Genomic DNA, 20570 nt, shown 5'->3' on the forward strand with positions numbered 1-20570 from the left:
GTTCTCCCTTCCCCGACCCCGCTCCCGGGTACGGCGTCTCCGCCCCCGAGCCCGCGCCTGGTCGCCGTCCCTCGGCTCACCGGGGCACTTCCGCTCCCGAGCCCGCGCCTGCGGACGGCCGTTCCGCCCCGGCGCCCGCGCCCGCCGAGGGCTCCTGGGATTTCCGACCCACGCCTGCGGACGGTCCCTTCGCTCCCGAACCCGCGCCTGCGGACGGCGCCCACGCGTCCGTGTCCACGGCGGCCGCGGACCACGCCCACGCCCCCGCGGACGGCGCCCCGGTGCCCGGCACCCGGGAGTCGGCCCCCGCCGCCGGGCAGCCCCCGGCCGCCGCTTCCCGGGCCATCCGGGAGCCCGCCTCCGCCGCTCCGGTGCCCGCCCCCGCCAAGCAGCGCAAGCGGCGCCGGGGCAGTGCCCGGTTCGCCGGGATGGTCGAGGAAGAGGTCGCCTCCGTCGTCGTACCGCCGGAGGCGGCACCGCCTCGGCCGGAAGACCCGGCGGCTTCCGGCCGTACCCCGCGCGGGGCGCGTTTCGCGCGGGTCGCCGAGGCGGTGCGGCGGACGGAGCCGAAGCCGGCCGCCGGGTCGCCCGACGCGGTGGCCGCGCGGGAGACCGCCGAGACGGTGGGGCGGTTGGTGCGGCTGCGGGCCGAGGGGCGCAGCGGCGAGGCGCACGCCCTGCTGGTGGAGATCGCGCACTGGCCCGCCGCCCGCTTCCCGCTGCTCGCGGACGAGCTCCAGCGGGCCGCGCTCGGCGCCGACTGGGCGACGCTGCTGTGGGAGGCCGCCTCGCTGCCGGCCGGCCAGGTGGTCGCCGCCGCCGACGCCCTGGCCGGAGCGGGCCGCACCGGTGACGGCGAGCAGATCCTGCGCCAGGGCGTCGCCCGCCCGGCCGCCGAGATAGGCGAGGCCGTGCTCGCGCTGGCCGGGGCGGGCGCCCGCCGTGAGGTCCGCGCGCTGCTGGACGCGTATGTGCGCGTCCGCACCCCCGACGAGGCGGCCCGGTGCGTCGGGCCGGACCCGCAGACGCTCGTACCGCTGCTGCTGGAGGCGGCCCGGGGTGTCTCGGAGGAGCGTCACTGGGACGTGGTGCACGCCCTGCGGGTGGCCGGGTTCACCGTCTGAGCGCGACGCGACCGCCCGCCCGGGGAGACAGGCTCCACCGCCCGAGGGCGACAGGCTCCACCGCCCGGGGCGGCGGGATCGACGCCCGACGGCGACAGGATCCACCGCCCGACGGCGACAGGATCCACCACCCGGGCGCGGCCGACTCCACCGCCCGAGGGTGACAGGCTCCACCGCCCGGGGCGGCGGGACCGACCGCCCGGGCGCGGCGGGACCGACCGCCCGGGGCGGTGGGATCGACGCCCGAAGACGACAAGACCCACCGCTCGAAGGCGACAGGTTCCACCGCCCGGGCGCGGCCGGATCCACCGCCCGACGGCGACAGGTTCCACCGCTCGAGGGCGACAGCATCCACTGCCCGAGTCCGGCCCGGTCCGCCTGTCGGGCCACCCGTACGGCCCAGCGGCTCACCCACCGGAGTGTGAAACGCGATCGACTCAGCGGGTTAACGACGATGGTCTTGGCAAGCCCGTCCTGGAGGCTTACGTTCGTCCCTCTACGGCCTGCGTCTACGGGCGTAGAGGCTCTGACGTCCCGTCGAAGGAGCAGCTCATGGCCAACGTCGTACGAGCCGCGCTGGTTCAGGCCACCTGGACCGGCGACACCGAGTCCATGGTGGCGAAACACGAGGAACACGCGCGCGAGGCGGCCCGGCAGGGCGCCCAGGTCATCGGGTTCCAGGAAGTCTTCAACGCCCCCTACTTCTGTCAGGTGCAGGAACCGGAGCACTACCGCTGGGCCGAACCGGTCCCGGACGGACCGACCGTGCGTCGTATGCAGGAACTCGCCCGCGAGACCGGCATGGTGATCGTCGTACCGGTCTTCGAGATCGAGCAGTCCGGCTTCTACTACAACACCGCGGCCGTGATCGACGCCGACGGCACCTTCCTCGGCAAGTACCGCAAGCACCACATCCCGCAGGTCAAGGGCTTCTGGGAGAAGTACTACTTCAAACCGGGCAACGCGGGCTGGCCGGTCTTCGACACGGCGGTCGGCAGGATCGGCGTCTACATCTGCTACGACCGCCACTTCCCGGAGGGCTGGCGCCAACTCGGCCTGAACGGCGCCCAGCTCGTCTACAACCCGTCCGCCACCTCGCGCGGCCTGTCCGCCTACCTCTGGCAGCTGGAGCAGCCCGCGGCCGCCGTCGCCAACGAGTACTTCGTCGCCGCGATCAACCGCGTCGGCCAGGAGGAGTACGGCGACAACGACTTCTACGGCACGAGCTACTTCGTCAGCCCCCGTGGCCAGTTCGTCGGCGACGTCGCAAGCGACACGAAGGAGGAACTGGTGGTCCGCGACCTCGACTTCGACCTGATCGAGGAGGTCCGGCAGCAGTGGGCCTTCTACCGCGACCGCAGGCCCGACGCCTACGAGGGACTGGTCCAGCCGTGAACGACCTCTACGCACGCCACCGCAACGTCCTGCCGGACTGGCTCGCCCTCTACTACGAGGAGCCCCTGGAGATCACCCACGGCGAGGGCCGGCACGTCTGGGACGCCGACGGCAACCGCTACCTGGACTTCTTCGGCGGCATCCTGACCACGATGACCGCGCACGCGCTGCCGGAGGTCACCAAGGCGGTCGGTGAACAGGCCGGCCGGATCGTCCACTCCTCCACGCTCTACCTCAACCGGCCCATGGTGGAACTGGCCGAACGCATCGCCAAGTTGAGCGCGATCCCGAACGCTCGGGTGTTCTTCACCACCTCGGGCACCGAGGCCAACGACACCGCCCTGCTGCTCGCCACCACCTACCGGCGCAGCAACACCGTCCTGGCGATGCGCAACAGCTACCACGGCCGGTCCTTCAGCACGGTCGGCGTCACCGGCAACCGCGGCTGGTCCCCGACCTCCCTGTCCCCGCTCCAGACGCTGTACGTCCACGGCGGGGTGCGCACCCGGGGACCGTTCGCGCACCTGGACGACGACGCCTTCGTCGCCGCCTGCGTGGACGACCTCACGGACCTGCTCGGTCACATCCGTCCGCCCGCCGCCCTGATCGCCGAGCCCATCCAGGGCGTCGGCGGCTTCACCTCGCCGCCCGACGGCCTGTACGCGGCCTTCCGCGAGGTGCTCAGGCAGCGGGGCGTCCTGTGGATCGCCGACGAGGTGCAGACCGGCTGGGGCCGCACGGGCGAGAACTTCTGGGGCTGGCAGGCGCACGCCCGCAACGGCCCGCCGGACATCGTCACCTTCGCCAAGGGCATCGGCAACGGCGCCTCCATCGGCGGCGTCATCGCCGGCGCCGAGATCATGAACTGTCTGGACGCCAACAGCATCTCGACGTTCGGCGGCACCCAGCTCACCATGGCCGCCGGTCTCGCCAATCTCGGCTACCTCCTCGAACACGACCTCCAGGGCAACGCCCGGCGGGTCGGCGGACTGCTCATCGAACGGCTGCGGGCCGTCGGCGCGCAGCTGCCGTGGGTGCGGGAGGTGCGCGGCCGGGGCCTGATGATCGGCATCGAACTGGTCAAGCCCGGTACGGACGAGGCCGATCCGCAGGCCGCCTCCGCCGTGCTCGAAGCGGCCCGCGAGGGCGGACTGCTCGTCGGCAAGGGCGGCGGCCACGACACCAGCGCCCTGCGGATCGCGCCGCCGCTGTCCCTGACCGTCGCGGAGGCCGAGGAGGGCGCCGCGATCCTGGAGAGCGCGCTGCGCGGCATCGCGTGACGGGCACCCGGTGACGCACGTCCGGTCACCGCGAACCGGCCACGGGCACGGGGTGACCGGCTTCCGGTGACCGGCATCAGGTAACGCCACAGCAAGGGAACACCACCATGACCACCCTCCTGGAACCCGTCCTGTCGGTCCGTCAGGTCCTCACCCTGGAGCGGGTGCTCGCCGGGGAACCCGAGGTGGTGGCCGGCGCGGGCCAGCTCGACCGGCCCGTACGCTGGGTGCACGTCGCCGAGGCCGCCGACGTCGGCGTGATGCTCAGCGGCGGCGAGATGGTCCTGACCACCGGCGTGCTGCTGGCCGGCGACGACGAACTCCAGGCGGAGTACATCCGCTCCCTGCACCGCGCCGAGGCCGCGGCCGTCGTCCTCGGACTCGGCCGCGCCTTCCCGGCCCCGCCGGACGTGATGCGCCGCGCGGCCGAACGCTGCGGTCTGCCCATGGTGGTGCTCCACCGGCCGTTCCCCTTCGCCGAGTTGACGGAGGAGGTCCAGTCCCGCCTGGTACGCCGCAAGTTCGCCGCCGTCAGCCTCTCCGAAGCCGTTCGCACGGCCCTGACCGGCCTCATCACCGCGGACGCCCCGCTGCAACGCCTGCTCGACGAGATCGCCCAGCACAGCGGCTGTCCCGTCGTCGTCACCAACCTCGCCCACCGGGTCCTGGCCACCGCGGGCGAGCGGCCGGCCGTGGACGACGTGCTGCGCGACTGGGAACGCATCTCCCGGCAGGCCGGCCGCGGCGAGGGCGACGGCTGGATCCGCGCCGAACTCGGCGGGCGCGGCGAGCGGTGGGGCGGCATCCTGCTGTGCGGCTACCGCGGTGACGCCGCCACCGGGCGGCTGCTCGCCGACCGGGCCGCCGAGGCGCTCGTGCTGCACCGCATGCTCGGCGGCGGTTCCGCCCACAGCTGGGAGGAGCAGTCCGCGCAGAGCCTGCTGACCGACCTGATCGGCGGGGTCGTACCGGCCCGGCAGTTGCTGCCCCGGGCCCGAGCGGCCGGGCTGCCGGTCAACCGGCGCACCTTCGTCCCGCTGGTCGTGCGCGACGGCGACCCCGGCCGGCTCGACCGGATCCTGCGCCTGCTGGGGATGCCCGGCCTGGTCGCCGAGCTGACCGGCAGATCCACCGCCGTCCTGCTGAGCCTGGCCCGCGACCAGGACGCCGAGGCGCTCGCCGCGCACTTCGCGGCCCGGCTGCGCACGGAGACCGCCCCCGGCACGGTCGTCGCCGCGGCCGACGGCCGGATCGCCTGGGACGACGTACCCGCCGGACTGCGCGAGGCCCAGCACGTGGCCGAGGCGGTCGCCGACTCGGCCGCCGTCCTCGACCTGCCGCCCGTGGTCCGGCTGCGCGACGTCCATCTGCGCGGCCTGATCCGCCTGTTGCGCGACGACCCGCAGGTGCAGTCCTTCGCGGAGCGGGAGTTGCACGGCCTGCTGCGCGAGGCCGACGAGGACCTGCTGTCGGTGCTGCGGACCTATCTCGCCACCGGCCGCAACAAGTCCCGTACCGCCCAGCTCCACCATGTCTCGCGGCCCGCGCTGTACCGCCGGCTGGAGGCGATACGGACGCGCCTCGGCGTGGATCTCGACGACTTCGAACAGGCGGCCTCGGTGCACATCGCGCTGCTCGCGCATGACGCGCAACAGCGCTGAAACACGCGATCACCTGGGAAAACGGCGGTGAAACATGGGTCGAAGAAGGCGTGACACGGTGACACGCCACGCGCCCGCAGACGTGACACGGTGCAACTCAAAGCCGTCGCGCGGACTTCCTACGCTCCAAGGGCGGACGACGGCACCCCCGGAGTCCGCTCCAGCACCCCGAGCGACCGGAGGTCCCGATGAGCAGAGTGATCCGCGCCGCCCTCTTCCAGACCGCCTGGACCGGCGACAAGGAGTCGATGATCCGGGTGCACGAACAGGCGGCCCGGGACGCGGCCGCGCAGGGAGCACAGATCCTCTGCTTCCAGGAGCTGTTCTACGGACCGTACTTCTGCCAGGTCCAGGACAAGGCGTTCTACGAGTACGCCGAGCGGATCCCCGACGGCCCCATCGTCCAGCGCTTCCAGGCACTCGCCCGCGAACTCGGCATCGTCCTGATCCTGCCGATGTACGAGGAGGAGCAGCCCGGCGTCCTCTACAACACCGCCGCCGTGATCGACGCGGACGGCACCTACCTCGGCAAGTACCGCAAGCACCACATCCCGCAAGTGCCCGGCTTCTGGGAGAAGTTCTACTTCCGGCCGGGCAACAGCGGCTGGCCGGTCTTCGACACCGCCGTGGGCCGCATCGGCGTCTACATCTGCTACGACCGGCACTTCCCGGAGGGCTGGCGCGCCCTCGGTCTGGCGGGTGCCGAGATCGTCTTCAACCCCTCGGCCACCTCGCGCGGCCTGTCCGGCTATCTGTGGCAGCTGGAGCAGCCGGCCGCGGCCGTCGCCAACGAGTACTTCGTCGGCGCCATCAACCGGGTCGGCGTCGAGGAACTCGGCGACAACGACTTCTACGGCACGTCCTACTTCGTCGACCCCGAGGCCCGGTTCGTGGGCGAGCCGGCCGGCGACAAGGAGACCGAACTCGTCGTCCGGGACCTGGACATGGCGTCGCTGCGCGAGGTGCGCGACCGCTGGCAGTTCTACCGCGACCGTCGCCCCGACGCGTACGAGCCGCTGACCGCTCCCTAGGGCCCACCGCGGCGGTGCCGCCGGGCCGTGGCGGAACGGACCGGCGGCACCGACCGACCCGTACGACAGATGAGTTGAACACGGCAGGAGAGGGAGCATGAGCAGCCGTACCGTCATCCGTGGTGGCCTCGTCATCACCGCGTCCGACGAGATCCACGCCGACGTACTGATCGAGGACGGCCGGATCGTCGCCCTCGCCGCCTCCAACACCCCCGCCGCCCAGGCCTGGACGGCCGAGCGGACCATCGACGCCACCGGAAAGTACGTGATCCCGGGCGGGGTCGACGCCCACACCCACATGGAGCTGCCGTTCGGCGGCACCTTCGCCTCGGACACCTTCGAGACCGGCACCCGGGCCGCCGCCTGGGGCGGTACCACGACGATCGTCGACTTCGCGGTGCAGAGCGTCGGGCACTCCCTGCGCGAGGGCCTGGACGCCTGGCACGCCAAGGCCGAGGGCAACTGCGCCATCGACTACGGCTTCCACATGATCGTCTCTGATGTGAACCAGGAGACGCTCAAGGAGATGGACCTGCTGGTCGAGGAGGGCGTCACCTCCTTCAAGCAGTTCATGGCGTACCCCGGCGTCTTCTACAGCGACGACGGCCAGATCCTGCGCGCCATGCAGCGCTCCGCCGAGAACGGCGGACTGATCATGATGCACGCCGAGAACGGCATCGCCATCGACGTCCTGGTCGAACAGGCCCTGGCACGCGGCGAGACCGACCCTCGCTACCACGGCGAGGTGCGCAAGGCGCTCCTGGAGGCCGAGGCCACCCATCGCGCCATCCGGCTCGCGCAGGTCGCGGGCGCCCCGCTGTACGTCGTGCACGTCTCGGCCACGGAGGCCGTCGCCGAGCTGGCCCGGGCCCGCGACGAGGGCCTGAACGTCTTCGGTGAGACCTGCCCGCAGTACCTCTTCCTGTCCACGGACAACCTCGCGGAGCCCGACTTCGAGGGCGCCAAGTACGTGTGCAGCACGCCCCTGCGGCCCAAGGAGCACCAGGCGGCGCTCTGGAGGGGGCTGCGCACCAACGACCTCCAGGTGGTCTCCACCGACCACTGCCCCTTCTGCTTCGAGGGTCAGAAGGAGCTCGGCCGGGGCGACTTCTCCAAGATCCCCAACGGTCTGCCGGGCGTGGAGAACCGGATGGACCTGCTCCACCAGGCCGTCGTCGACGGGCACATCTCCCGCCGCCGCTGGATCGAGATCGCCTGCGCCACCCCGGCCCGCATGTTCGGCATGTACCCGAAGAAGGGCACCATCGCCCCGGGCGCCGACGCCGACATCGTCGTCTACGACCCGCACGCCGAGCAGGTCGTCTCCGCCGCGACGCACCACATGAACGTCGACTACTCGGCCTACGAGGGCAGGCGCCTGACCGGCCGCGTCGAGACGGTCCTCTCGCGCGGCCGCGTCGTCATCGACGAGCGCGAGTACACCGGGCACGCCGGGCACGGGGTCTACACGCCCCGCTCCACCTGTCAGTACCTCAACTAGGAGTGGCGCTCATGGACTTCGGACTCGTCCTCCAGACGGACCCGCCCGCCTCGCGGGTCATCAGCCTGATGAAGCGCGCCGAGCGCAACGGCTTCACGTACGGCTGGACCTTCGACTCCGCCGTGCTGTGGCAGGAGCCGTTCGTCATCTACAGCCAGATCCTCGCCGCCACGACGAACCTGACGGTCGGCCCGATGGTCACCAACCCCGGCACCCGCACCTGGGAGGTCACCGCCTCCACCTTCGCCACCCTCAACGACATGTTCGGCAACCGCACGGTGTGCGGCATCGGCCGCGGCGACTCGGCGATGCGGGTCGCGGGTCGCAAGCCCAACACCCTCGCCCGTATAAGCGAGGCGATGAAGGTCATCCGTGCGCTGGGCCGGGGCGAGGAGGCCGACCTCGGCGGTACGGTCGTGAAGTTCCCGTGGATCAGGCCGGGCGCCGAACTCCCGGTCTGGATGGCCGCGTACGGCCCCAAGGCGCTGAAGATGACCGGCGAGGAGGCCGACGGGTTCATCCTCCAGCTCGCCGACCTCTACCTCACCGAGTACATGGTCAAGGCGGTGCGGGACGCGGCCGTCGCCGTCGGGCGCGACCCGTCCGAGGTGAAGATCTGCGTCGCCGCCCCCGCCTACGTCACCGCGGACGACTCGCCCGAGGCGCTCGCCCACGCGCGCGACGAGTGCCGCTGGTTCGGCGGGATGGTCGGCAACCACGTCGCCGACCTGGTCGCCAAGTACGGCGAGCACTCGGCGGCCGTCCCCGACGAACTCACCGACTACATCAAGGCACGCGAGGGCTACGACTACGCGCACCACGGGCGCAGCGGCAACCCCGACACCCAGTTCGTGCCCGACGAGATCGTCGACCGGTTCTGTCTGATCGGCCCGGTCGAGAAGCACATCGAGAAGCTGAACGCGCTGCGCGCCCTGGGCGTCGACCAGTTCGCCGTCTACGACATGCACGACGCGCAGGAAGCCGTGATCGACGCCTACGGATCGAAGGTGATCCCGGCCCTCAACGGCTGAACCCCCCTTGTGATTTCCCCCTTCCCGCAGTCCCGGGAAGGGGGCCAGGGCACTCCGAGCCATTCTCTCTTCGGGGCGCACCCCCCTCGGCGTCACCCGCACGGCCTCTCCCGTCCCGTCTCCCCGATTGGCCTGCCCATGACCGACATCGCCTCCGCGGACATACCGCCGACCTCCCAAGTCACCCTCCCCGACGGCCGGGTGGAGCTCGCCCCCGGCTCGCCGCCGCCCAGTGGCCCGTACGCCAACGAGGACCTGCTGCCGGTCCCCGTCGAGAAGCGCACCTGGACCACGTACAACTTCTCCGCGCTGTGGGTCGGCATGGCCCACAACACGGCCTCCTGGACGCTGGCCTCCGGTCTGATCGCGGTCGGCATGGACTGGAAGCAGGCGGTGCTCACCATCGCCCTGGCCAATCTGATCGTGCTGGTGCCGATGCTGCTTACCGGGCACGCGGGACCGAAGTACGGCATCCCCTTCCCGGTCTTCGCCCGCGCCTCCTTCGGGGTGCGCGGCGCCAACCTCCCTGCCGTCGTACGGGCGTTGGTGGCCTGCGGCTGGTTCGGCATCCAGACCTGGATCGGCGGCGAGGCGATCTTCTTCCTCGCCGGGAAGCTCATCGGCGACAGCTGGGCCGACGCCTCGCAGTTCGGCGGCCACCCCTGGACCATGTGGCTGTCGTTCGCGATCTTCTGGGCGATCCAGGTCGCCGTCATCTACCGGGGCATGGAGACGATCCGCCGCTTCGAGAACTGGGCGGCGCCCTTCGTGCTCGTCGGCGCGTTCGTGATGCTGTGGTGGATGAGCAGCAAGGCGGGCGGCTTCGGCCCGCTCTTCGACCAGCCGTCGAAGCTGGGCTGGGGCGCCGACTTCTGGAAGCTGTTCGCCCCCTCGCTCATGGGCATGATCGGCTTCTGGTCCACGCTGTCGCTGAACATCCCCGACTTCACCCGCTACGGCAGAAGCCAGAAGGCCCAGACCTGGGGCCAGGCGCTCGGCCTGCCGACGACCATGACCCTGTTCGCGTTCCTGTCGGTGCTGGTCACCTCCGGCTCGCAGGCCGTCTACGGCGAGGCGGTCTGGGACCCGGTACAGCTGGCCGCCAAGACCGACAACGTCGTGGGCCTGCTCTACGCCCTGGTCACCGTGCTGGTGGCGACCCTGTCCGTGAACATCGCGGCCAACCTGGTCTCCCCGGCCTTCGACTTCTCCAACATCGCCCCCCGCCGGATCAGCTTCCGCACCGGCGCCCTGGCCACCTGCGTGCTCGGCGTGCTGATCTTCCCCTGGAAGCTGTACTCCGACCCGCAGGGCTACATCTTCACCTGGCTCGGCCTGGTCGGCGGGCTGCTCGGCACGGTCGCCGGCATCCTCATCGCCGACTACTGGATCCTGCGCCGCGGCCGGCTCGATCTCACCGACCTGTACACCACGGGCGGCCGCTACTGGTACGACGGCGGCTGGAACTGGCGGGCCGTCGTCGCCTTCGCGGTCGGCGGTGTCCTGGCGATCGGCGGCGCGAGCTTCAAGCCCCTGATCGACGGGCGGCCCGTCCCGGCGCTGGAACCCCTCGCGGACTACGGCTGGGCCGTCGGCCTCGGCACCTCGATGGTGCTCTACGTGGCCCTGATGCTGCTGAGCGGACGGCAGCGGAACACGGTGTGACACACGGCGGGCGGGCGGCCGGGGCTCAGCTCTTCGCGCTGCCCGCCAGCGTCGTCATCGCGTCCTTGGCCGCCTTGATCGCGCCCTTGTTGATCTCGTCGGTGCTCGGCGCCTTCTTCGTCTCGAAGTCGCTGCCGTTGTAGGTGACGACCACCAGCGCGTTGGACGAGCGGACGATCACCTCGCCCTCGCGGGTCTGCTGCTTGTCCTCGGTGGTGAGGTTCACGATCGAGTACGCGGTGTCACCGAGGCCCGGCACGGCCCCGCCGCCGCTCTTCTCCGCGATCCGCTCCTTGTACGTCTTGTCCGCCGCCTGCTCCGAGTCCAGCACCTCGAAGGAGACGTCGAGCCACCGGTAGTCGAACCCCTTCAGCGCGTTCCAGGAGCAGGTGCGGCGGGCCTTCGTGTCCGTCGAGGGGATCTCCTTGCCGTCCGTCTTGGCACCCGGCACCAGCGACTCGATCGTCTTCACGGCCACGCTCGTGCACGGCGTGGGGGCGGCGGCGTACGCCTTCACGGCGGCCCCCGACCCGGACCCCGACCCCGAACCCGACCCGGATCCGTCCGACGAGGAGGATTCGGAGGCGGACGAGTCGGGCGTCGTCGAGGCCGACTCTTGCCCGGCCGTCGGTGTCGGCGCGAACGGTCCGGACGTCAGCGACCAGCCGGCGGCGGCGAGCACGACGACCGGCGACAGGCGCGCAGTGAGGGCGAGCGGCAGGGGCAGTGAACGCAAGGCGCACTTCTCGTGGGGGTGGGTGCGGAGGGGGGTCCACACTGCGAACGGGACGCCAGTGTCACACGTCTGTCTGTGGGGTGGAAGCCTGAACTCGCTGCGTACACGACCGGTCACAGCAACCGGTAACTCCTGAGACGTGTGCGGCGATTTGTCCCCGGCCGGCGCGCGGCACGCCGGGCGCGACCGAACCCCTCGGCCGGGTCGCTCCCTTCACGGCGACGGCGATCGGGGTGCCGGCGGACGCCGTCCGCGCGACCCCGGCCTGCCTCGGCTTGCGTCCTGAACGGGCTTACCGGACAAGGGTGTTGAAGGTGTGGGATGTGTCGACACGGTGCGGGTGGCGGCCGCCGGGACGGGGTCTTCGCGCCCCTTGCGCGAGGCGCGCGTGAGGCTTTCGCGGTCCCACCCGCCGTCTCATCCGCCGGCCGCGCTTCCTTGAGGCGGGACCGGGGCGGATGGCCGGAAAAGGGTGGGTGCCCGGGGGCGCGCCGGGGTCGGTGACGGATGCCGTGGTCCCGGTGGCGGACGCCGTCCCGGTGGCGGACGCCGTCCCGGTCGCGGCGCGGCGCGTCGATAGACTCCCGGGGGAGCGGACGGGGCGGCCGCGGTCCGGGCTCCCCGGAGTCCTCCAGGGGGCGGTCCCACGGTCCTCCGGGGACGGCCCCACGGTGCGGACCGCCTCGGCCATCGCGCGCGGACAGTGAGACGAGGGGCCCATGTTCACCACCCGACCCACCCTTCAGGGCACCTTCGGCATGGTGTCGTCCACCCACTGGCTGGCCTCGCAGTCCGCGATGGCCGTCCTGGAGGACGGCGGCAACGCCTACGACGCCGCCGTGGCCGGCGCCTTCGTGCTGCACGTCGTCGAGCCGCACCTGAACGGGCCCGCGGGCGAGGTGCCGATCCTGCTCGCCCCGGCGGGCGGCGAGGTGCGCGTGCTGTGCGGGCAGGGCGTCGCACCGGCCGGGGCCACCGTCGCGCACTACAGAGGACTCGGCCTGGACCTCGTCCCCGGCACCGGGCCGCTGGCCGCCGCCGTCCCCGGCGCGTTCGACGCCTGGATGATGCTGCTGCGTGACCACGGCACCAAGCACCTCGCGGACGTCCTGAAGCACGCCATCGGCTACGCCCGTGACGGGCACCCGCCCGTGGACAAGATCGGGGCGACCGTCGAGACCGTCCGGGAGCTGTTCGAGACCGAGTGGACCTCGTCGGCGGACGTCTATCTGCCGGGCGGCCGGGCTCCGCGGCCCGGCGAGCTGTTCCGCAACCCCGCCCTGGCCGCCACCTGGGAGCGGCTGCTCACCGAGGTCGCGGGGGCGGGCGGCCGGGAGGCGCAGATCGAGGCGGCGCGAGAGGTGTGGCGCACCGGCTTCGTCGCCGAGGCGCTGGTACGGCAGGCGCGGCGGCCCACCCTGGACACCAGCGGCGAGCGCCGCACCGGCACCCTCACGGCAGCCGACCTGGCCGGCTGGTCCGCGTCCTACGAGACACCCGTGACCTACGACTGGAACGGCTGGACCCTGTGCAAGGCCGGTCCCTGGAGCCAGGGCCCGGCCTTCCTCCAGCAGCTCGCCCTGCTCCCGCCCGAGCTGCCCCCGTACGGATCCGAGGAGTACGTCCATCTGCTGGTCGAGGGCTGCAAGCTCGCCATGGCCGACCGCGAGGCCTGGTACGGGGACGCGGCCGAGGTGCCGCTCGACGACCTGCTGTCCGCGCCGTACAACGCGGAGCGCCGGCAACTCGTCGGCGACAAGGCCTCGTACGAGCTGCGGCCCGGCAGCCCCGGCGGCCGCACCCCGCGGTTGAGCGCGCAGGCGCACCGGGTGACGGCCGACGACCCCGGCTTCAACCCGATGGGCGCGGGCGAGCCGACGGTCGCCGCGGGGGCCGAGCCGCAGGTGCGCGCGGACGGCGCCACCCGGGGCGACACCTGCCATCTCGACGTGGTCGACCGCTGGGGCAACATGGTCGCCGCCACGCCCAGCGGCGGCTGGCTCCAGTCGAACCCGGTCGTCCCCGAGCTGGGCTTCCCGCTCGGCACCCGGCTCCAGATGACCTGGCTGGAGGAGGGGCTGCCCAACTCCCTCACCCCGGGCCGCCGCCCCCGCACCACGCTCACGCCGTCGCTCGCCCTGCGGGACGGGGTCCCGGTCATGGCGTTCGGTACGCCCGGCGGGGACCAGCAGGACCAGTGGCAGCTGCACTTCTTCCTCGCCGTCGCGCTGCGCGGGCCGGTGCGCGGCGGTCTCGACCTCCAGGGCGCGATCGACGCCCCGAACTGGCACAACGACGCCTTCCCCGGCTCCTTCTACCCGCGCGGAATGCGGCCGGGCAGCGTGACCGTGGAGTCCCGGACGCCCGCCGGAGTCGTCGCGGGGCTGCGGCGGCGCGGGCACGACGTGACCGTCGCCGAAGCCTGGTCCGAGGGTCGGCTGTGCGCGGTCGCCCGGGACCCGGAGACCGGAATCCTGTCGGCGGCGGCGAACCCGCGGGGCATGCAGGGGTACGCGGTCGGGCGCTGAGCCGGACGGAGCCGTGGCGGGGCGTCGGACGACGGTCCTGCCGGATCGCGGGCGGCCGCGGGGTGGCACCAGGAAGCGGAACCGGGTATTCATGGTGATTCCACCTGTCGTTCACCGGGTCGGGGGGGATTGTCAGTGGTACGTGGTCTTATGGAGGCATGATTCAAGACACGGAAACCATCGACGAGTTTCTCGCCCAGCGCTCCGTCGACGTCGAACAGGCGATCCGCGAGGCGGCCGCCGCCGAGATCATGCCGCGCTTCCGCAGGCTCGGCGCGAGCGAGATCGACCAGAAGAGCGGCCCCCACGATCTGGTCACGGACGCCGACCGCAACGCCGAGCGCTATCTGACGAAGGAACTCGCCGCGCTGCTGCCCGGTTCCGTCGTGGTCGGCGAGGAGGCGGTGGACGCCGACCCCACGACATACGACGCGATACAGGGCGACGCCCCGGTCTGGATCGTCGACCCGGTCGACGGCACCCGGCAGTTCGTCCACGGCGACGACGGCTTCTGCACCCTGGTCGCGCTCGTGCAGCGCGGCACCCTGCTCGCCTCCTGGACCTACGCGCCCGCCCGCGGCCAACTGGCCACGGCCGTAAGGGGCGGCGGCGCCTTCCTCGACGGCGAGCGGCTGTTCGCGGGCCCGCCCGCACCCGGCCGGGACCTGGAGATAGCCACCTCCCACCCGGACTACACCACCGACGCCCAGAAGCGCGCCCTGCTGGGCCTGCGGGTGGACGGGGTCGCACCGCGCCCCTGCGGTTCCGCGGGGCTGGAGTATCTCGCCGTGGCCCGCGGCGAGTTGGACGCGACGGCCTTCTCCTGGGAAGCGGCCTGGGACCACGCGGCCGGCCTGCTGCTGGTCGAGGAGGCGGGCGGCGCCCACCTGACCCTCACCGGCGAGCCGTTCCGGGTCACCGGCGGCAACACCCTGCCGTTCACGGCGGCGCGGGACGCGGCCACGGCCCGGCGGGTGCGCGGGCTCCTGGCGGGCGAAGCCTGATCGGGTCCTGGTCGGGTCCTGATCGGGTCCTGGTCGGCGCCTGACGAAGGCGATGGTGCGGGAGCCCGATCCAGAGATCTGATCCCGCTGCCGCTGCCGCTGCCGCTGCCGCTGCCGCTGCCGCTGCCTTCGGCGACGTCGACGTCCGGTCCGTGGCTCGCGCCCGAGCCCGGTCCGGCGTCGGCGCCGCACGCGCCCGTCACCCCGTCGATCCCACCGCGCCGTGAAGGCTGTCGGACCCCCGGCATATCCTGATGCCCAGTGGCCATCGGCTGACGAAGGAGTCCGAAGGTGCCGTCGATGCTCGATGCGGTCGTGGTGGGTGCGGGGCCGAACGGGCTGACCGCTGCCGTGGAGCTGGCCCGCCGCGGCTTCTCCGTGGCCCTCTTCGAAGCGCGTGACACCGTGGGCGGCGGAGCCCGCACCGAGGAACTCACCCTTCCCGGCTTCCGGCACGACCCCTGCTCGGCGGCGCACCCGCTCGGCATCAACTCCCCGGCCTTCCGGGCGATGCCGCTCGAACGCTACGGCCTGGAATGGCTCCACGCCGAGCTGCCCATGGCACACCCCTTCACCGACGGCACCGCCGCCGTGCTGTCCCGCTCGGTCGCCGAGACCGCCGCCTCCTTCGGACCGCGTGACGCGGGGGCCTACCGCAGACTCGTCGAGCCGTTCCTGCCCAGGTGGGACGACCTGGTCCGCGACTTCATGTCCCTGCCGCTGTCCGCGCTGCCCCGCGACCCGGTCACCCTCGCCCGCTTCGGACTCGTCGGCCTGCCCCCGTCCAACTGGCTGACCCGCCGCTTCCACGACGAGCGGGCCAAGACCCTGTTCGCCGGTCTGGTCGCGCATGTCATGGCCCCGCTGGACGGCCTGGCCACCGGCGCCGTCGGCCTGGTCTTCGCCCTCGCCGCCCACGCCCGCGGCTGGCCCGTGGCCCGCGGCGGCTCCCAGTCCATTTCCGACGCCCTCGCCGCCTACCTGAAGGACCTCGGCGGCACCCTGCACACCGACTACGAGGTCAAGCGGCTCGACGACCTGCCGCCCGCCCGCGCGTACGTCTTCGACACCTCGCCCACCGCGCTGGCCCGGATCGCGGGCCTCGGCCGCACCTACGAGGGATACCGGTACGGGCCCAGCGCTTTCAAGATCGACTACGCGCTGGACGGACCGGTCCCGTGGACCGCCCCCCAGGCGCGGGTCGCGGGCACCGTACAGATCGGCGCCGACAGCGCGGAGATCGGCGCGGCGCTGCGTGCGGTGTCCCGGGAGGGCCGCGCCCCGGACAGACCGTTCCTGATCACGGTGCAGCCCAGCGTCGTCGACCCCGGCCGGGCCCCGGCGGGCAAGCAGGTCTTCTGGGCCTACGGCCATGTGCCCAACGGCTGGACCGGCGACCTCACGGACGCCATGGAGCGCCAACTGGAGCGCTTCGCGCCGGGCTTCCGTGACCGCGTCCTCGCCCGCGCCGTCGCCGGTCCGCGCGAACTCGCCGCCCGCAACGCCAACTACGTCGGCGGCGACATCGCCACCGGTGCCGCCTCCGGACTCCAGATCATGCTGCGTCCGAAACTGTCGCTGCGCCCCTACAACACCCCGCACCCGGCCGTGTTCATCTGCTCCCAGGCCACCCCGCCGGGTCCCGGTGTGCACGGCATGTCGGGGCACAACGCGGCGAAGGCCGTCTGGCGCAGGCTGCGGCAACGGCCCTGACGGGGCCCCCTCTTCCGGCGCGCCCGTGTGCCTGACGGGACGGTCTTCGTGCCGTGCCCGTGTGCCTGACGGGACCGCCTTTCGCGCCGCGCCCCCTGTGCACGGCCGCGCCCGGGGACCGAGCTGGTATAGAGACGGGCATGACCACGATCACGCTCGTCCGGGGCGACATCACCCGGCAGTCCGTCGACGCCGTCGTCAACGCCGCGAACTCCTCGCTGCTCGGCGGCGGTGGCGTCGACGGCGCCATCCACCGGCGGGGCGGGCCCGCGATCCTGGAGGACTGCCGACGGCTGCGGGCCTCCCAGTACGGCAAGGGCCTGCCCACCGGCCAGGCGGTCGCCACCACCGCCGGCGAACTGGACGCCCGCTGGGTGATCCACACCGTCGGCCCGGTCTGGTCGTCCGGCGAGGACCGCTCGGCGCTGCTGGCCTCCTGCTACCGGGAGTCACTGCGGGTGGCCGACGAGCTCGGGGCCCGTACCGTCGCGTTCCCGGCCGTGTCCACCGGCATCTACGGCTGGCCGATGGACGACGGCGCCCGGATCGCGGTGCAGACCGTGCGCGCCGCCGACACCTCGGTGGAGGAGGTCCGCTTCGTCCTCTTCGACGAGAGCGCGTACGACGCGTTCGCCGCGGCCGCCGACCTCGACTGAGGGCTCGACCGAAGGGCTCTGACCTGGGGCGCAGCCCGGCCGGCGGGTCGGCCCGCCGGCCGCTCACATCGGCCGCCGCCCGCGTGTGCGCCGGGATTAACCCCCGGTGATCAGCCCACGAGACGTGCGTGTAATCCGCCCTTCGTACGGTCACGGAAGGTCGAAGCCGGGCCGATCATCGGAGAGGGGGCGCCCGTGACCGCGCCGGACTCGCGGAACCAAAGCACGTCGAAGGTGCGGACGGTCTGCTCGTACTGCGGTGTCGGCTGCGGCCTGGTCCTCGACGTCGGCCGCGGCCCGGACGGCCGTCGTACGGTTCTGAAGGCGTCCGGCGACAAGGAGCACCCCGCGAACTTCGGCCGGCTGTGCACCAAGGGCGCCACCACGGCCGACCTGCTGTCCGCACCCGGGCGGCTGACCACGGCCCTGGTGCGGACGGACCGCGGACAGGAGCCGGAGCCCGCCCCTGTGGACGCGGCGATCGCCGAGACCGCGCGGCGGCTGCGGGCGATCGTCGACGAGCACGGGCCCGACGCGGTCGCCCTCTATGTCTCCGGGCAGATGAGCCTGGAGGCCCAGTACCTGGCGAACAAGCTGGCCAAGGGCTACCTGCGGACCAACCAGATCGAGTCCAACTCCCGGCTGTGCATGGCCAGCGCGGGCACCGGCTACAAGCTGTCGCTCGGCGCCGACGGCCCGCCCGGCTCCTACCGGGACCTCGACCGGGCGGACGTCTTCCTCGTCATCGGCTCGAACATGGCCGACTGCCACCCCATCCTCTTCCTGCGCATGATGGACCGGGTGAAGTCGGCGGGCGCCAAGCTCATCGTCGTGGATCCGAGACGCACCGCGACCGCCGCCAAGGCCGACCTGTTCCTCCAGGTCAAGCCGGGTACGGACCTGGCGCTGCTGAACGGCCTGCTGCACCTGCTGCACGCGAACGGCCACACCGACCCCGCGTTCGTCGCCGCGTACACCGAGGGCTGGGAGGCGATGCCCGAGTTCCTCGCCGACTACCCACCGGCCACCGTGGCCGAGATCACCGGCATCGCGGAGGACGACCTGCGCGAGGCCGCCCGGCTGATCGGCGAGGCGGGGGAGTGGACCAGTTGCTGGACGATGGGCCTCAACCAGTCCACCCACGGCACCTGGAACACGAACGCCCTGGTCAACCTGCACCTGGCGACCGGCGCGATCTGCCGCCCGGGCAGCGGCCCCTTCTCCCTGACCGGCCAGCCCAACGCCATGGGCGGCCGGGAGATGGGCTACATGGGCCCCGGGCTCCCGGGCCAGCGGTCCGTCCTCGTCGACGCCGACCGCGCCTTCGTCGAGGAGCTGTGGGAGCTGGCGCCGGGCACGATCAGGGCGGACGGCGTCGGCAAGGGCACGGTCGAGATGTTCCGGAAGATGGCCGACGGCGAGATCAAGGCCTGCTGGATCATCTGCACCAACCCGGTCGCCTCCGTCGCCAACCGCAGGACGGTCATCGAGGGACTGGAGGCCGCCGAGTTCGTCGTCACCCAGGACGTCTTCACCGACACCGAGACGAACGCGTACGCCGACGTCGTCCTGCCCGGCGCCCTGTGGACCGAGACCGAGGGCGTCCTGATCAACAGCGAGCGCAACCTCACCCTCGCCCAGCCCGCCGCCGACCCGCCGGGCGAGGCGACGGCCGACTGGCGGATCATCGCGGCCGTGGCCCGCGCGATGGGCTACGAGGACGCGTTCTCCTACACCGACGCCGAGCAGATCTTCGAGGAGATCAAGCGGGCCTGGAACCCACAGACCGGCTACGACCTGCGCGGAGTGAGCTACAAGCGGCTGCGCTCCACCCCCGTGCAGTGGCCGGCCGCCACCGCCGACGGCCCCGACCGCAACCCCGTGCGCTACGTGAACGAGGACGGCACGCTCACCTTCCCCACCGCGAGCGGCCGCGCCGTCTTCCACGCCCGCCCGCACCTGCCGCCCGCCGAGCTGCCGGACGACGACTACCCGTATCTCCTCAACACCGGCCGGCTCCAGCACCAGTGGCACACGCTGACCAAGACGGCGAAGGTGGCCAAGCTGAACAAGCTCGACCCCGGACCGTTCGTGGAGGTGCATCCCGAGGACGCGGCCGCACTGGGCATCGCTGACGGCGACTCGGTGGAGGTCGCCTCGCGGCGGGGCCGCGCGGTGCTGCCCGCGGTGGTCACCGACCGGGTGCTCCCGGGGGCGTGCTTCGCGCCGTTCCACTGGAACGACCTGTTCGGGGAGTACCTGAGCGTCAACGCCGTGACGAGCGACGCCGTCGACCCGCTCTCCTTCCAGCCCGAGTTCAAGGTGTGCGCGGTGTCCCTCACCAGGGTGTCCACGCCCGTCACGGTGCAGCCACCGACCACCGCGGCGATCTCCGGGGGTGCGGCGACCGCCACCCCGGCTCCCGACGCCACCGCCACCGCCGCGGACCCGGCCGGCACCGCCCTCGCCGCGCCGGCGGCCGCGTCCCCCTTCGGCCTCGCCCCCGCACCGCCGCCGGTGCTGTCCGAGCGCGAGCGCCTGTACCTCACCGGCTTCCTGGCCGGGATCCCCTCCGGCACGCCAGGCGTCCCGGTGCTCCCGCCGGACGCGCCCTTCACCCCCGAACACGCCTTGTGGGTCAACGGCACCCTCGCCGGCATGTACTCGCGGACCGCGACCGCCGCCCCGTCGCCGCTCCCCGCCCCGTCGGCCCCGGCCCGCGAGGTGCTGATCCTGTGGGCCTCGCAGACCGGGAACGCCGAGGAGTTCGCCGCCGCCACCGCGGACCGGCTCACCGCGGGCGGCCACACCGCGTCCCTCGTCGCCATGGACGAGACCGACCCCGGCGCACTCCCGTCCGACGCCGACCTGCTGCTGATCACGAGCACGTTCGGCGACGGCGACGCCCCCGACAACGGCACCGGTTTCTGGGACAGCCTCACCGCCCCCGACGCCCGGCGCCTGGAGGGGCGCCGCTACGCCGTGCTCGCCTTCGGGGACTCCTCGTACGACGACTTCTGCGGGCACGGCCGACGGCTCGACCTGCGGATGGACGAGCTGGGCGCGCTGCGGCTCGCCCCGCGCACGGACTGCGAACCGGACTTCGAGAGCAGCGCCGAGGCCTGGCTCGACCAGGTGCTCGCCGCCCTCGCCGCCGCGCACCCGGCCGCCGTCCCCACTTCCCAGGCCCCCACGGTCACGGCACCCGCCTCCGCGACTGCCGCCGTCCCCGTAGCTCCCGGGCC

The 20570-nt window shown here is 72.6% G+C and carries 13 protein-coding genes and 1 pseudogene; 13 read left to right on the forward strand and 1 reads right to left on the reverse strand.

Translation table 11 applies throughout. The features are described 5' to 3' along the window. From FNH09_RS32245 to FNH09_RS32280, 8 genes and pseudogenes are all read left to right on the forward strand, one after another. Positions 1-1124, forward strand: a pseudogene (locus FNH09_RS32245) (hypothetical protein); the annotation flags it as partial. Positions 1125-1676: 552 nt separating this feature from the next. Next, positions 1677-2519 carry a nitrilase-related carbon-nitrogen hydrolase gene (locus tag FNH09_RS32250; RefSeq protein WP_152893441.1) on the forward strand — a complete coding sequence of 281 codons (843 nt, stop codon included), beginning with the start codon at positions 1677-1679 and terminating at the stop codon, positions 2517-2519. Beyond that, a complete protein-coding gene (locus FNH09_RS32255; RefSeq protein WP_162469407.1) occupies positions 2516-3799 on the forward strand; it encodes an aminotransferase class III-fold pyridoxal phosphate-dependent enzyme in 1284 nt (427 codons plus the stop codon). The genes FNH09_RS32250 and FNH09_RS32255 overlap by 4 nt, the downstream gene beginning before the upstream one ends. Positions 3800-3906: 107 nt before the next feature. Then, positions 3907-5460, forward strand: a complete 1554-nt coding sequence (locus FNH09_RS32260) for a PucR family transcriptional regulator (protein WP_152893442.1) — start codon at positions 3907-3909, stop codon at positions 5458-5460. Positions 5461-5648: 188 nt separating this feature from the next. Beyond that, positions 5649-6491: a nitrilase-related carbon-nitrogen hydrolase gene (locus FNH09_RS32265; protein ID WP_152893443.1), complete on the forward strand. Its 843-nt coding sequence runs from the start codon at positions 5649-5651 to the stop codon at positions 6489-6491. A gap of 97 nt (positions 6492-6588) precedes the next feature. After that, positions 6589-7992 carry a dihydropyrimidinase gene (gene hydA, locus FNH09_RS32270; protein WP_152893444.1) on the forward strand — a complete coding sequence of 468 codons (1404 nt, stop codon included), beginning with the start codon at positions 6589-6591 and terminating at the stop codon, positions 7990-7992. An 11-nt stretch (positions 7993-8003) separates the two neighbouring features. Next, entirely contained in the window at positions 8004-9023 is a 1020-nt protein-coding gene (locus FNH09_RS32275) for a TIGR03842 family LLM class F420-dependent oxidoreductase (RefSeq protein WP_152893445.1), read from the forward strand. A 138-nt stretch (positions 9024-9161) separates the two neighbouring features. After that, positions 9162-10688, forward strand: coding sequence for an NCS1 family nucleobase:cation symporter-1 (locus tag FNH09_RS32280; RefSeq protein WP_152893446.1), 1527 nt, complete (start codon positions 9162-9164; stop codon positions 10686-10688). Between the two features lie 25 nt (positions 10689-10713). Here FNH09_RS32280 and FNH09_RS32285 read toward each other — a convergent pair whose 3' ends face one another. Then, entirely contained in the window at positions 10714-11424 is a 711-nt protein-coding gene (locus tag FNH09_RS32285) for a hypothetical protein (protein WP_152893447.1), read from the reverse strand. A gap of 719 nt (positions 11425-12143) precedes the next feature. Here FNH09_RS32285 and FNH09_RS32290 point away from each other — a divergent pair. The 5 genes from FNH09_RS32290 to FNH09_RS32310 all read left to right on the forward strand — a co-directional run. Further along, entirely contained in the window at positions 12144-13952 is a 1809-nt protein-coding gene (locus FNH09_RS32290; protein WP_152893448.1) for a gamma-glutamyltransferase family protein, read from the forward strand. Between the two features lie 158 nt (positions 13953-14110). Further along, positions 14111-14956, forward strand: a complete 846-nt coding sequence (locus FNH09_RS32295; RefSeq protein ID WP_152893449.1) for an inositol monophosphatase family protein — start codon at positions 14111-14113, stop codon at positions 14954-14956. Positions 14957-15256: 300 nt separating this feature from the next. Continuing rightward, a complete protein-coding gene (locus FNH09_RS32300; RefSeq protein ID WP_152893450.1) occupies positions 15257-16669 on the forward strand; it encodes a phytoene desaturase family protein in 1413 nt (470 codons plus the stop codon). 140 nt (positions 16670-16809) lie between these two features. Next, a complete protein-coding gene (locus FNH09_RS32305) occupies positions 16810-17325 on the forward strand; it encodes an O-acetyl-ADP-ribose deacetylase (protein WP_152893451.1) in 516 nt (171 codons plus the stop codon). A 195-nt stretch (positions 17326-17520) separates the two neighbouring features. Further along, on the forward strand, positions 17521-20570 hold a 3050-nt coding region (locus FNH09_RS32310), incomplete at its 3' end, for a molybdopterin-dependent oxidoreductase (protein WP_162469408.1).

The organism is Streptomyces adustus (assembly GCF_009377175.1).
GTDB lineage: Bacteria > Actinomycetota > Actinomycetes > Streptomycetales > Streptomycetaceae > Streptomyces > Streptomyces adustus.